We start from the raw sequence: 14,918 nt of genomic DNA, 5'->3' as shown, positions 1-14,918 counted from the left end.
GGGTCGAATATCTGTAACCGTTCACGGCCTTCGGCCCTGAACGCATCGAGATTTCAGGATTTCTGCAGTGAAATTGCTATCGGTCGATTTGGCGACACCGGCTAGAATGCTGAGATCATGGATGGAAAAGCAAGCAACCAGTGCCAAGAGTGCGTCCAATTAGCTGCCAGAATAGCTGAGCTAGAGAAGCAGCTTGCCGCGATCCAAGATCAACTTGCCAAGGCAAGCAAAAACTCGGCGACATCGTCCAAGCCACCTTCGAGCGATATCACCAACCCACCACCCAAACGAAAAAAGCCAGGCCGCCCTCCCAAACGAAAACGGGGCGGACAACTCGGCCATCAACGCCACGAGCGGAAATCCTTTCTGGATGAGCAAGTCGATCTCATCCTTGAGTATCGCTACGACGAGTGTCCCTGCTGTGGTGGTTCGCTATGCGAAGGCGACCTTGATTACAAGACGCTCCAGAGCGTGGAGCTGATCGATAAACCAATCACGATCACCGAGCACCGACGGGTCGGCCAAACCTGCCAAGACTGCGGAAAAACGCATCACTGTGCCTTGCCCGATGACATTCAACGGGCTGGATTGGTAGGGCCGAAGATGACCGCTCTGATCGGTTGGCTCAAAGGCGTTTGCCACATGTCAATTACGAAGATCAGAAAGTATTTCCGTGATATCGTCGGCGTGACGCTCAGTCGTGGCTTGATTCAAAAGCTCGTCGGCAAGGTCAGCCAGAGCATCGCCGATCCCTATCAAGAATTGCTGGACGCGATCTCCCAGCAGAGCCATCTCAATGTGGATGAGACGGGTCACAAAGACGACGGCAATAAACTCTGGACCTGGTGCTTTCGTGCCTACCTGTTTACCGTTTTTAGGATTTCTCCGAGTCGCGGCAGCAAGGTGTTGCTGGAAACGCTGGGAGCCGAATTCGATGGCACGATCGGTTGCGACTACTTCTCGGCATACCACAAATACATGCGACTTGATAAGCACGTCGGGTGAATTTATTCGGCATAATTAAAAAGCGTAGGCATATACGACACTTCTCCAAACTCATTGAGTGTTTTCGTAAGTGTGTTTAGCAGTGTACTGAAGCGCTCCCAGGCGCCAGCGGGGAGCAGTTGGTACTTGAGTTTTTTCCAAAGCATTTCAATTGCATTCAGCTCTGGACTGTATGGCGGCAGATGGTAGATGTAGAGTCCTTTCTCTGCCCAGTCTTCCATGCGAGTTTGAAATGCTCCGCTCGTGTGGACTGAGGCATTGTCAAGGACCACAACAGTTGGACCGTCGATTGTTTGGCAATAATCATCGAAAATTGCAATCACCATTTCGCTGTTCACGTAGCCTTTGTGGAGATAGGTGTGGGTTTCACCGTCTTGACCCTGAAACCCAATCGCTTGAACGTTGCTGCCGTGTGCCCCGGTTACGGGTATTTCGTAGCGTCGACCGATCGGTTGCCATCCGTAGGGAACAACTCCTTTGAGCGAGAAACCCGCCTCGTCAAAGTAAACAACGTTCAAATCCGGTTCTTCGAGAAACTCGGCTAGCTCTTCCTTGGCCAATTGAAATTTCTTTTCATCCCGTTTTTGCCGCAAACTTCGACGATAACGTTTCCAACTCAGCCGAAACCGCCTCGCGTATTCTCGCAGAGTGGGTCGCTTGATTTCCTTGCCGGTTTTTTCTTTCAGCTCTTTCAGCACCTTGGCTGGTCGATTCGGGTATTTTCGAAGTAGTCGCCGGAGAGTTTGCTGCTCTGAGGCGTTGAGTATCGGCGGCGCACCGGGATGCTCGGAGTCTTCAAGTGCGTCGGGGCCGCCTTCTGAAAATCTGTCAATCCAACTGGATACCGAATCTCGATCCACGCCAAAGATATCGACAAGGGAACTTATTTCGTACTGTTGGTCGCTGAGTAAGATTGCGTGCGCACGAACTCGCGTATAGTGGCAATGATGACTTTTCCACATTTCCGTCAGTTGCTGTTTTTGCTCGACTGAGCCAATTTGTGCGAATTTTGTAGAGGGGCGTGCCATTTGAATCTCCCGGTTCGTGAAACAGGGAGAAACATGATGCTTCGCATAATCTCGACCATCGAGCATTTGCTAGCAAATCAGAAAGGATTCCCAACTCAACATGGGTGCAAAAAGCTTGCCAGTTATACCGAAATACTTACCCAGATGTGCTTAAGAACGTCAAGCTGCAGTTCTGCATCGCTCACCTGATTCGCGACATCAAGTTTCTGTGCAGCCACCCTGAGCACGCCAACCAGGTTTACGGGCAGCGGTTGCGTGAAGACTTTCGCAAGCTTTTCAAGACGATTGCTCGCCGCGATGAGTTCGCCAGCGAAACAACGTTTCGCCAGTCGCTCGAACGCATCCGCAATGAGATCGTTTGGAATGCGACTGGCGAACAACCCGATACACAACACGCCGCCAACATGGCAAAGCGTTTCTACGATCACTTCGAAGACTACTTTCGCTTCATCAGTGACCCGCAGATCGGCCCGACCAACAATCTGGCCGAGCAGGCGATTCGGTTTGTGGCGATTCATCGCCGGATGACGCAAGGAACGCGTGGCGAGAATGGTCAAGCTTGGTTTGAACGGATCTGCACCGTGGTGGTAACCTGCGAGCAGCAAGGTCGCAGCGTGTTTGAATTTCTGGTTGAGTCGGTGAGCCAGTTTCTTCGGGGCGAGCCGTCGCCGAGTCTACTGCCAGCCTCCTGTGATAGTTCGTAGCCTCACTCTGCTGTAGTTTCAGCGGTGGAGATCCAGAATGGTGGATTTTCGGAGGATTGGCTCCTGCGTCCAATGGGCAAAAAGGGCTCAACCGATCGAAGTGCGTGCATCGACGGCAGCCCGCCGGATTGAAAAAATCATTGGACACTTCAGAGATGCCTGAGAAAACCTTCCACTCACGACCACGAGCGTTTAAGGTGGATGGAAATCACGAACATCACATCAATACAATTGTCACGACATATAGATCCATCGCAGCAGAGATGTCAGTGAGCTTGACAGGACAGTCCGTTGACTGAGCACGATGCATCGCTTCGGATCATCAGACACTACTCGTTCATGGCCGTAGGCCGTGAACGGTTACGAATATCTCAACTTCAGGAACGTTGGTGCGAATTCGCTCAAGAATGGGATCGTAAACAGACCTGTATGCTTGATTCTCATGATATGCAAGCCTCGGGCGAGGCGTTCCATGCCATTCATGGAGTGCCGATGCTCTAGCAACATGAACTGGAAAAACCGGAGTCTCCTTAAATACAATCACGTTTAGACCAGCGAGATCTAACTCAACAATGGTTTGGAGCAATGCGTCCGAGAACCCTTCAGGCGGTGCGTTGAAACCAATAGGCGTTTCCTGCTCCTCGACATAAACGCTCCAGAAGAAAATCAGAAGCACATCAGTTAGCCCCCTTTCCTTCGCAGCCCTCGCGTATTCAAAAACGGAACGATTGAACCCAAGTTGCTCAGGAGAGCCTCCCCAACCGACCACTGGCGCAGTGCCACCTTTTTCAGCAACAACCGCACAACGGTCTATTTCCCTGAGTGCTTGATCAACGGCAGGGAGGCTTGCAAGGGCATGACTATCTCCCCATACCAGGAGAGTGGGGTCCCGATCTGTATTCCCGATCACACGCAATTCAGAACCACCGGGAATCTGCAGGCGTTTTTCTTTAGCCATGTATTCATCACCATTTGCAGAATCAAAGTCTGCAACATCCTGAGAAACTCTATCCCGGGCACCTCCAGTCCCATAGATAAATGCTGAACAGGTAAAAACTAGCATAATCGTCACGCCGCCAAGCAAGAATACGCGAGATTGCTTCAGTTTCACTCCATGCCCTCGGAATGGCTTTTCCACCAGATATAACGATGCAATGGCAATTAAAAAAGACGCAGCGATATAGCCAATCGCTATCGCAACTCTTGGCGGGGATGACAGCAGATACCTGTGGTATGCAAAAAACGGCCAATGCCAAAGGTAGAATGAGTAGGAGCATAACCCAACAAAAACAAAAGGCCTGGATCCTAGGATATGGGTGATTGCCGATTTGCAACGTTCCTCCGCCCGCGTATCGTTCGACAGGATGATGAAAGCGGCGCCGATAACGGAAGGGAGTGCTGCGATCCCGGGAAAAGGAATCCCTGGATCGAAAAGCAAAAATGTCGCCAGAATCAAACCAAGTCCGATGTAACCAAGAGCGGATCGGACGGACGAACTCTTTGTCGGGGGCATAATGGCCAATAAACACCCGACTCCAAGTTCCCACGCCCGTGAAGGCAGAAGATAGAAGGCGCCTGACGGATCGTGACGGAGATGGAAAATTGAAAACACAAAGCTAATGAAACAGCCGATTACCAACAGGTGTGGTATGAAACGGCCTCGACGTAGCCTGAATACTAAAAACAGCAAGAACGGGACGATCAGATAGAACTGCTCTTCGACAGACAGTGACCAAGTATGCAGCAGTGGGTTTTCTTCAGCATTGGGGGCGAAGTAATCAGTCGTACGCCAGAACTGAATATTGGATGATAGAGCGGCCAGAGCAATTGCTGATTGCCCGATTACCAAATAATGAAAGGGAAGGGAAAGGAACCACCCAGCGACCAAAACCGCAACGACAACCACTGTCAAGGCAGGCAGGATTCTCCTGATGCGACGCTCCCAAAATGTGAGTATCGAAAAGTCGCCGTTTCCCAAGTCTCGCAAGATCAATCGCGTAATGAGATATCCGGATATCACAAAGAAGACGTCGACACCAGCAAAACCACCTGGCAGCCCGAGACCGGCATGGAACAGAACCACTCCAACGACCGCAACTGCTCTTAGCCCGTCGATGTCTGGTCGATATGAGGCAGTATGGCTCTTCGAATGGTTCACAGGCGGCATATACTATTCGTCAAGCAGAAAGAATCCATGCAAGGCCTGGATTTAGATGTATGGGAGCCATTCGTTAAAAAACAGCGATCGGCCCTGTGAGCATAGCAGGATGAATCGTCAGCCACCTTGACTCCACCCAGCAAACATAAGGACAGATGTCAGATGAACATTCTTGCACTCGATCTCGGCAAGTTCAACTCCGCTTAGCATCGCGTGAGCAACAAGCGACGAATTCTCCCGTAGCTACCGTCGCGCGACGGTGGGATCCCACGCTCTGGCGAGCGTATCGATCGGATATGGAGACCATCGGACATGGGGACCGGACATGGGGACAGCGCATGGACATGGGGACAGAGCACTTTGTCACGGACATCGCATCGGACATGGGGACAGAGCACTTTGTCAGGTTATCAGAGACCATCGGACATGGGGACAGAGCACTTTGTCACGGACATCGACCATCGGACATGGGGACAGCGCACTTTATCAGGTTATCAGAGACCGGCTCACTCGCCGGAGGGAAATCTTCGGCGTGTCCGAACTGCCCGCGGCACTTGCCTGACACGATTCACTCATCGGATTTGACATGGCAAGCCGACCTCAAAGCGTGCTCCATCTTGTTCGGTTTCCACAAACCGATATCTGCACACCAAGATCCAGCGAGATTCGCTAACCGCTGGTCGTCAGTAGTTCGCGGGCGCGGCGGCGAAGGTGGTAGCGGCGGTGGGTCCGGTGACATCGCATGGAGTCGACGCACTCGGGACGCCCCGCCACGCTGCAAAACAATCGCCCAAAGTCGCTCACCAGTTCACACCACGTTGCCCTATCCAGGCCAAGTCGGACCAGAATTGGTGGCACACCCGCAGGAGTGCGGCCGCGTTTACCAGGGGCGTGATGTCGGGCCGTCCAGTCCAGCAGCGCGAAGTAGTCCTCGAGCGACATCGCCAAGAATCCCTTGTCGCTACAACGTGTGTCAGACTCACTCGCACACGGCCCCACGGGATCGGACCGTTCGTCAATCGTCACCGGCGACAGGAACCCATCACGGCGTATCGTCGAACGGCGACTCCGCCCGTCGTCTGCCGCCTCAGAGCTGCGGCCCGCATCACCACCAGACGCGTTGGCGGACGGCGAGTCCTCCACCAACCCCTCGATCCTGCGTTGCACCGAGGTGTGATCGCTCTGCTCCAGAGTGTCCGCCAACGCCGCACGAATCGGATTGAGGTCCACGTACGCCGCACAGGCTAGCAGCGATGATTCATCGGCCAATCGCGTCGCGTGGTATCGATCTTGGAAAAACCGGCCGGTTTGCTCGTCCTCGCGATTTGCCCGCATCGCCACCCGCTGGCACATCAACCGCATCCACCAACTGAAGCTACTCAGCCGCTGGCGGATTTCCTCCCGTTTGATCGGACAGCCGGCGATGCACTTGATCTCGGAATCGGTCGGCGTCATCGCAGAGCCATCCGCTTTGCGGCGGTGTGGACACAGCATCAACCACCTCCTCGCCACCTCCTCATCACTCCATGTCGCAACGACGTCGGGGCGTGAGCGCAGGATCAAATGAAAATGGTTTGACAGAATCGCAAAGCCGATCAAATCGATCCCGAAAAAGGCCGCGAACTGCTGTAAATACTCTTCGATCCAGACCTTTCGGTGGTCGAAGTTCTTACCGGAGATCGGGTCATCTCCCAGCAGAAAACACCTGCGGCAAACGCGGGTGTAAATATGGGCGATGGTCACTTCGTCGGGATCAAAGATTTCACAGCGTGCCATTCGAGTCATCATCCACCTCGCATGTTCAGGGACTTTGCCACAGGCCTCCAAACCAGCCTACCCCCTCGGATGAGAAGAGTCAAATTTTTCGCAAAAGTGCTGTGTCCCTCCTTCCTTGTACTTGCTTGGTTCCCATAGCGATCAACTCTTGCTACCGGCTAACTCATTCCAACGGACAGTATTCTCTTTCATGGCTGCGACGATGTCCGAGGGAACTTTGCCGTCTTCGAGCAGCGTCCAACCGGTGAAGCACTCCACGTCAGTTTGCTTCAGAAGCGGAAATAATTCGTCCCAGGGGTACTGGTTGTTTCGCAGGTCGTGGATGTGGACCGTGCCCATCCGGTCTTGCAGCAGTTTGTAATTGTGCTGCAGGCCTTGCCCGTGCAAGTCAGCGGGGTTGCAGTTCCAGCAGACGACCACGTTGGGGTGATCGGCGACGTCCATGATCGCTTTCATGTGAGGGATCTGCTGAGTCAGTTTTCCGTGGACTTCGACTCGAATCTGCACACCGTGGTCGGCACCAAACTGCCCGACTTCGTTCAGCGACTTGCCGATCTGCTCGATGGTTTGTTCGACCGGTCGTTCTGGGGGCAGGCCATTGGGGCGAACCTTGACGCCACTGCCGCCGACGGCCTGACACAGTTTGACAAACTGCTTGGTCTCTTCGATGTTTTTCTGCAGTTCGTTGGGATCTACGGCGTGGTATTCACAAGCGCTGCCCAGACCGACCAGTTCCACGTCGCTGTCGGCAAAACGTTTCCGAATCGATTCCCGCTGCTGGGCGTCGTTGGTGATTTCCACGCCATGTTTGTGAGTGCTCCGCAGTTCCACGCCGGCGAACCCGCTGGCTTGGCAGTTTTGGATCACCGTCGGCAAATCCCAGTCCTTGCCCCAGTTATAAGTTACCAGGCCAAGTTTTAGACGGTTGCTGGCGGACGCGGCGGCGTGTGCCGAACGACTACCGAGGGCGGACAGAGCGGCAAGTCCGGCAGCAGACTGAGCAAGAAACTGGCGGCGTGGATAGGTCATGGTGAAGGCCTTGGTTGGAGGGCGCTGAGTCGGAAGCGTTGAATCGTGAGCAGGCAAATTTCACCCTTCCCCCTGGGAGGGTCGAGCGTCAGCGAGCGGAGTGTTTTCAAGTGAGCATGATACTATACCCCAAAAAAAGAGCGTTCGAGCACGTGCGCAGACGCACCGAAACGCCGGTCAATCGCGGTGCAGAGGGAGGAGGTGCAGAGGGACATGGACGTGCAGAGGGACATAGCACTTTTCTCGCGCAATTCGAGGTGCAGAGGGGGAGGTGCAGAGGGACATAGCACTTTTCTCGCGCAATTATCTAGCTGGGATAAATGCAGGCTGTGGGGGAGACGCTGAGCCTGGGGGGGCGCTGCGGGTTTCTTTGTGCCCTCCTCGTGAAAGTGCTGTGTCCCTCTTTCCGTGCTCTCTTTCCGCTTGTGCTGGTAAAAGTGCTGTGTCCCTCTTTCCGCTGTGTCCCTCTTTCCGCTCTTTCCGTCCCGTGGTTTGAAAGTGCTGTGTCCCTCTTTCCGTGGGTGTCGTGAAAGTGCTGTGTCCCTCTTTCCGTGGGTGTCGTGAAAGTGCTGTGTCCCTCTTTCCGTGGGTGTCGTGAAAGTGCTGTGTCCCTCTTTCCGCTAGTGCTGTGTCCCTCTTTCCGTGCAGAGGGGGTGCAGAGGGACACAGCACTTTTCTCGCGCAATTATCTAGCTGGGATAAATGCAGGCTGTGGGGGAGACGCTGAGCCTGGGGGGCGCTGCGGGTTTCTTTGTGCCCTCCTCGTGAAAGTGCTGTGTCCCTCTTTCCGTGAGATAAGAATTGGTGCTGGGGGGGCGAGCGGCTGTATGCGGATTCGCGTAGTCGTCCGTTCGGTTCAGAGGTTGGTGCGCGGACTGCCCGCACTCATTTGGTACGAGGTGCGGACGGGACGCCTACGCACCATAAAGCCGTGTCTCCAGGCGGAATCCGGCTCCGTCGAGCAACGCATGCTGTCGCTGGACGTACTGAAGCGTCGGGGTGAAATGGCCTTAAAACGCCGTTGGAAATCGACGGAGGTCATCGACAGCGGGCGTCCGGATAGGCGTCTGTCAAGTCCGTTGACAATTGCAACTTGTCTGAGATACTCGGCGAACTCACGGGCATGTTTCGCCCTGAGTCATCATCGAGTACGCCACGCGTTCCTCTCCCATGAGTATCTCTAGCATCTCCGGCAACGACGACGAGAGCTCGCCCAACAGCGATCGTCATGCTGGAAATCTACCGTTGCTGGACCTGGTGGAACGAGCCGCTCATCTGTTGCCGGCTCAAGGACCGATCGAGGTCTTCGTCCACCACAACACGCTGCATGCCTTTGAGTCAGAATCGTTTCATGATGCCGTGAAACATGGGTTTGCCCGTTACCACGCTGAGCCCTACCTGACGGAGCAGGAGTACCAACGACTCCATCGCAGCGGTCGAGTGACGGATCGGGATCTCGAGGCGGTCGTCTGCGAGACGCTCGGTCAACACCGCACGGATGAAATCGGCGGACTAGCAACACGCAGTGAAATTCACTACGCGATGCTTCGGCACGCCGTGCTTGTTGGGCCAGACGCGGAATTGCGCTGGATCGTTGCCGAGACCGATGCGATCGAACGATTTCGAGAGCAGACGACGCAAATCAATCGCGTCCGCACGATTTCAGCCGCCAGGCGGTGGCTGAAAAATGCCAATGACGAGGAGATCACTCGCGTTGGGATCGACGGGTTGTTGGCAAAGCTGGGTCCCGACTGCTCACGCTGGACGGAAGCCTGCTGGGAATCGTTTTCGCTGCATTTACTGTGGCGAGCCTGTCTCAACGGCATTCGCCAGTTTCCGACAATGTCGCCACCGATGGCCTTTAGTCGCCCTCGTGATCTGTTGCTGCACGCGACGGGAAAAGATATTGACCGAGAGGTGCAGGAGACCTTGATCCGTTTCTGTGCGGCCTTTGTCGACCAAGGTTACTCGAACTGGGTACTTCCGGATCGTGATCGCGGCTTTTTTGAGTCGTTTACCGCTTTGTATAGCGTTCCGGTCGGCGGTACTGATCGCTGGCTACGCGGGTTGCCCGCTGAACTGGCGACGCTGCGTCAGAGCAATACCACTGCGGAAGCATCGATCGAAGCGTCGCTTGGCGAGCTGGGCATTGCACCGCAGGAGCGTGAGGAATTCATCACGCAGTCGCTGTTGGCGTTGGGCGGTTGGGCGGGGATGGTCTGGCAACTCGAGTCGGGCGTGGACTGGGCGGTGCACACCGTTCCCCACGGCTCGTTGGTCGGATTGCTTGCGGTCCAGCTGATTCTTGAGAAGCATGCCATCGGCCACTTGGGCGAAGCGGAATTGGATGAGACCGGTTCGCTGACCGATATCCTCCACACTGCAAAAGCGAGGCTCGCCCAACCCCAGGAAATGAACGGGGAACGACGTGCGTTCCTGTTGTTTCAAGTCGCTCAAATGCTGGGCTGGACGCCGTTGGAGTTGCTGCAACTCACCCAGGCTCAATGGCGTGAACTCAGTGACGAGGTCGAGGGTTTCTCATCGATCGAGCGGCGACATGTTTTCCAGAAAGCGTATGAGCGCCAGTATCACCAATCGGCGTTGAACGCGTTGGCGATCCATTCGGCCCGCCGCGCGAAGGTGCCGCGGCCGTGGGGCAACCAGCGTCCAAAGTTTCAGTTGGCGACCTGCATCGATGACCGTGAAGAGTCATTGCGACGCCACCTGGAAGAGGTGGAACCGATGTGTGAGACATTTGCTGCGGCAGGTTTTTTTGCAGTAGCCATGTACTATCGCGGCGCGGCCGACGGCTTTTACAAGCCTTTGTGTCCGGGTGTCGTGACCCCCGCGCACTACGTGCAAGAGGACGTGGGTTATACATTTGAGGGCGTGCATCGCGATCGGGCTGAATTGCGTCGTCGACTCGGTCTAGCAAGGCACGCGTTTAGCACGCTCAGCCGAACGTTTGTGGGTGGAATATTGGCAGGCATCGTCGGCTCTCTGGCCACGATTCCTTTGGTGGCTCGGGTATTGTTCCCCCACCTGACCGCACGTATTCACCGCCGCTTTGGATCGCTGCTTCAACCACCCCCGATCACTCGGCTGCAGTTGGAGCGATACGCGGACGACCCCGGTCCCACCAACGGTCACATCGGTTACTCGACCGACGAAATGGCGCGCGTGGTGCTGCATCTGTTACAGGATATGGGACTGAGCAAACCTGAACACTTTTCACGACTGTTCGTTGTCTGTGGGCATGGCTCCTCCAGTCTCAACAATCCACATGAGTCGGCTTATTGCTGCGGGGCGTGTGCGGGCAAACGCGGTGGCCCGAACGCACGCGCCTTCGCGCAGATGGCAAATGACTGGCGAGTGCGTACCAAAGTAGCCAGCCTGGGGATCGCGATTCCCGATGACACGATGTTTGTCGGGGCATACCACAACACCTGCGACGATTCCGTCGTGTTCTATGATCTCGATCGCATGCCGGCATCGCATCGTGATGACTTTGACGACGCACGCGAGTCGATTGAGCGAGCCCGTGGACGAAATGCCCAGGAGCGGTCTCGTCGATTCATTTCGGCGCCGCTTGACATTTCCTCTCAGGAGGCACTGCGGCATGTTGAGGCACGCGCTCAGGACATTTCCCAGGTGCGTCCTGAGTACAACCATGCCACCAATGCACTTTGTCTTGTCGGCCGTCGCGAATGGTCACGCGGCCTGTTCTTGGATCGACGAGCATTTCTCAATTCGTATGATCCGGCCCAAGACGACGCAGAGTCCTCCATTCTCGCTCGAATTTTAGCCGCTGCGGTCCCCGTCTGCGCGGGCATCAATCTCGAGTACTACTTCTCCCGTGTGGACTTCGTCAAATACGGATCCGGTTCGAAGTTGCCCCACAACATTGTCTCGCTACTCGGCGTGATGGAGGGCACGTCGAGCGACCTGCGGACGGGACTGTATCAGCAGATGGTCGAAATCCACGATCCCATGCGAATGCTCTTCGTGATCGAGTCGACGCCCGAGGCAATGCTCGCCATCATGGAACGCAACCCCTCCATCGGACAGCTTGTCCGAGGTTCATGGATCTATCTGGCGACGATTGATCCCGAAACGTCCAAGATTCAAGTCTTCAAGAACGGAGAGTTTCATCCACACGAAGTCAGCAAGACCGAGCTAGCGGAAGTCAATTCATCTCGGGAGTGTTATGCGGGGTCGCGTGAGCATCTTCCATTCTCATCAATCGGCGAGACGAGAGTGGCCACATGAACATCGACTCCCTCATGCAATTTCTCGGATTGGTCGTCGTCGCCAGCCCGGCGGTACTCTTGGCGTGCTTGGGATTTCCTTTGCTCGTGGGCGTTCAGTTGAGTGAGCGCACCCAGGCTCGCTTCACCAAAGCGAGTGTGGTCATGGGTTTGCTGGCGGTTATCTCCATTTTCGTTTTAATGCTGGCGACGGGCTCTCGGCACGTCCCCATCGAGCTAGGCAACTGGATCTCGATCGAGCAAGAGCACTTTCACTTCCATTTGAAGTTTGTTTTTGATCGGCTGTCTGTCCCCTTCGCGATTCTATCGTATGTACTTTGCGGGACCGTGGGAGCATTCGCGGCGGTATACCTACACCGTGAACGCGGCTTCAGTCGTTTCTTTCTGCAGTACGCATTGTTTCTGTTGGGCATTGTTGTTTCCTCGTTAGCGGGAACCATCGAAACGCTCTTTTTCGGCTGGGAACTTGTGGGGCTCTCATCGGCGTTGCTGGTGGCATTCTTTCACGAGCGTCCGGGCCCGGTCCGCAATGGGCTTCATGTTTGGACGATCTATCGAATCTCGGATGCGGCATTCATGATTGCCGCTTTGGCGATGCATCATTTTCAAGGCGAGGGCCACTTTGATGTTTTCATCGGAACGGGTGCATGGCCGAACGGGGCCGTGACGATCGGGCAGTGGCCAGCGTTTGCGGTTGGTTGTCTGTTGCTGCTAGCTGCGGCAGGCAAGTCGGGGATGGTTCCGTTTTCCGGATGGTTACCGCGTGCGATGGAAGGCCCCACCCCGTCGAGTGCCATTTTTTACGGCGCGCTTTCCATTCACCTGGGTACGTACCTGCTGCTGCGTGTCAGCCCCCTGTTGGACGTTTCGCTACCGCTGCGTCTTGCCGTGATCGCTCTCGGGCTGGTGTCGGCGGTCTTCGGTGCCCTGGCTTCACGAATTCAAAGTGACGTCAAGAATTCACTAGCGTTTGCTTCGCTAACGCAGGTCGGCATCATCACGATCGAAATTGGATTGGGGCTGTATTACATTGCGTTGATTCACATGATCGGTCACGCCTGCCTGAGGACGCTGCAACTGCTGCGGTCACCGTCGGCCCTGCGTGACCGCCAATCGCTCGAAGATGCCGTCGGGGAACACTTGGCGGGCGACGACAGCACCCCCGCAAAAAACGTCACGGTTTTCCAGCGTTGGCTTTACCGTTTGGCCTTGCAGCGAGGCAATCTCGATGCGTTGCTCAGCGATTGGATTGTTCGACCGTTCACGGCAACCTTCCGAGTTTTCGACACGTGGGAGCGTCGCTGGACCCGTCTACTCTCTGGCGAGACGTCGCAGGGATCGGCCCCCTCTTCGCCGCCAAGTGATTCACTGGAGGATGTGGTCTGATGCCGGAGTTTCATTTGCCCTGGCTTGGACTCTGTGTCCTGGTTCCACTGGCGGGCGCCATTTGGGTTTCACGACTCAATAATCAAGATCGCGCGCGAACTCACTGCATCGTAATCTGCAGTTTGACGCTTTTCGCGACCATTGGCGCATGGATTGATTTCGCATTCATCCAGGGAGCGGAGACTCTCGCTCATGAGAATGCCTTCGCCAACGCGCTCGGCCGTGGCGTGTTTGCCATCGACCAACTCAGCGCCCCGCTACTTCCACTGGGTGCGTTGCTGTACCTGGCGATGGTGATGACGATGCTGCGAACGATGGTGAGTCGTTTCTCATTCGTGTGGATGCTGCTCTCCGAAGCAATCCTGATGGCAACCCTGGCGTGCTGTCATCCATGGATCATCATCGCGTTGCTATCGGTGGCCATCATTCCGCCTTATGTGGAATTAAGAAAGCGCAACCAGAACACACGGGTGTTCTCGCTACACATGGGACTGTTCGTCTTGTTGCTGTGTTGCGGCCAAGGGTTGGTTGCGGACAATGCCAGCCCAACGAATCCATCGATCCTTGGCGGATGCCTGCTGGCTGCGGCGGCGTTGATTCGCAGCGGGATCTGTCCACTGCACTGCTGGATGGCAGATCTCTTTGAAAAGTCTAGTTTTGGTACGGCGTTGTTGTTTGTGACGCCGATGACGGGTGCCTACGCGGTGATGCGTCTGGTTCTCCCCATCGCATCACCTTGGACACTGCAGGCCATTGTTGTTCTATCGCTGTTCACCGCCGTGTACGCTGCGGCGATGGCGTTGGTACAGCGCGACGCGCGGCGATTCTTTGGTTACTTGTTTCTCAGCCAGTCGTCGCGAGTGTTGATTGGATTGGCAATGGGCGAGCCACTCGGATTGACCGGCGCGCTGTGCGTCTGGCTGTCCATTGGCATCTCACTGCTCGGCTTTGGTATCGCGTTGCGAAGTGTCGAGGCCCGGACGGGACGGTTGACGCTCGATAGTTTCCATGGGCTCTACGAGCACACTCCCTTTCTCGCGAGTATGTTCCTGCTCACCGGGCTCGCCTCGATTGGCTTTCCCGGCACGATTGGATTTATCGGCACTGAACTGTTGGTCGCTGGTGCGGTCAAAGCCTATCCGGTGATTGGACTGGTGATCGTGGTCGCTGCGGCACTGAACGCGATTGCTGTGGTGAAAGCCTATTTCTACGTCTTCACCGGCACACGGCACAGGGCGTCCGTGTCGCTGGGGTGTCGCCCCGCCGAACGCATCACGGTGCTCATCATTGTGCTGTTGATCATCGGCGGTGGAATCGCCCCGCAGGTGGGAGTGCTGTCTCGTTACCATGCCGCGGCCGAGTTTCTCGAACACGACGGTGTGGGCGAACCACCCACGACCGACCACTGAATCGACTTCGGTTCAACCAATCGAAGGGCTCGCCGAACGCACGATGCTAGCTTCTGGTCAACGAAGGTCAGAAGTCGGTCTGGGGGCGGCAGCGGGGGCCGATGCGACAACAGTCCTGGCGGACCATTTGGAGTCGTTGCGGTTTCCTCACGATG

General features: G+C 55.6%; 9 protein-coding genes. 5 read left to right on the top strand and 4 right to left on the bottom strand.

Features of this window, described 5'->3' with window-relative positions:
* Nucleotides 1–117: 117 nt before the first annotated feature.
* Nucleotides 118–1,005, top strand: a complete 888-nt coding sequence (locus tag SH410x_RS22260; RefSeq protein WP_473670854.1) for an IS66 family transposase — start codon at nucleotides 118–120, stop codon at nucleotides 1,003–1,005.
* Nucleotides 1,006–1,007: 2 nt separating this feature from the next.
* Here SH410x_RS22260 and SH410x_RS22255 read toward each other — a convergent pair whose 3' ends face one another.
* Nucleotides 1,008–2,099, bottom strand: coding sequence for an IS630 family transposase (locus SH410x_RS22255; protein WP_473668492.1), 1,092 nt, complete (start codon nucleotides 2,097–2,099; stop codon nucleotides 1,008–1,010).
* Between the two features lie 80 nt (nucleotides 2,100–2,179).
* Between SH410x_RS22255 and SH410x_RS22250 the strand changes: the two genes are divergently transcribed.
* Entirely contained in the window at nucleotides 2,180–2,737 is a 558-nt protein-coding gene (locus tag SH410x_RS22250; protein WP_473670852.1) for an IS66 family transposase, read from the top strand.
* A 337-nt stretch (nucleotides 2,738–3,074) separates the two neighbouring features.
* On the opposite strand, the gene SH410x_RS22245 is transcribed toward SH410x_RS22250, so the two are convergent.
* The 3 genes from SH410x_RS22245 to SH410x_RS22235 form a co-directional block, all read right to left on the bottom strand.
* A complete protein-coding gene (locus SH410x_RS22245) occupies nucleotides 3,075–4,904 on the bottom strand; it encodes an acyltransferase family protein (RefSeq protein ID WP_473670850.1) in 1,830 nt (609 codons plus the stop codon).
* A gap of 660 nt (nucleotides 4,905–5,564) precedes the next feature.
* On the bottom strand, nucleotides 5,565–6,680 hold the full coding sequence (locus SH410x_RS22240; RefSeq protein ID WP_473670848.1) for a transposase: 1,116 nt from the start codon (nucleotides 6,678–6,680) through the stop codon (nucleotides 5,565–5,567).
* Between the two features lie 132 nt (nucleotides 6,681–6,812).
* Nucleotides 6,813–7,700 (bottom strand): sugar phosphate isomerase/epimerase family protein, encoded by an 888-nt coding sequence (locus SH410x_RS22235; RefSeq protein WP_473670846.1) that lies wholly within the window; start codon nucleotides 7,698–7,700, stop codon nucleotides 6,813–6,815.
* Between the two features lie 1,170 nt (nucleotides 7,701–8,870).
* On the opposite strand from SH410x_RS22235, the gene SH410x_RS22230 reads away from it, so the two are divergent.
* Genes SH410x_RS22230 through SH410x_RS22220 form a run of 3 tightly spaced genes read left to right on the top strand, consistent with a single transcriptional unit; the run spans nucleotide 8,871 to nucleotide 14,763 of the window.
* Nucleotides 8,871–11,969, top strand: coding sequence for a DUF2309 domain-containing protein (locus tag SH410x_RS22230; protein ID WP_473670845.1), 3,099 nt, complete (start codon nucleotides 8,871–8,873; stop codon nucleotides 11,967–11,969).
* Nucleotides 11,966–13,354 carry a proton-conducting transporter transmembrane domain-containing protein gene (locus SH410x_RS22225; protein ID WP_473670844.1) on the top strand — a complete coding sequence of 463 codons (1,389 nt, stop codon included), beginning with the start codon at nucleotides 11,966–11,968 and terminating at the stop codon, nucleotides 13,352–13,354. Before SH410x_RS22230 ends, SH410x_RS22225 begins: the two co-directional genes overlap by 4 nt.
* Entirely contained in the window at nucleotides 13,354–14,763 is a 1,410-nt protein-coding gene (locus SH410x_RS22220; protein ID WP_473670842.1) for a proton-conducting transporter transmembrane domain-containing protein, read from the top strand. Before SH410x_RS22225 ends, SH410x_RS22220 begins: the two co-directional genes overlap by 1 nt.
* Nucleotides 14,764–14,918: the final 155 nt, after the last annotated feature.

Source organism: Rhodopirellula sp. SH410, from assembly GCF_055811895.1.
This window is presented reverse-complemented; position numbering and strand designations above follow the sequence as displayed.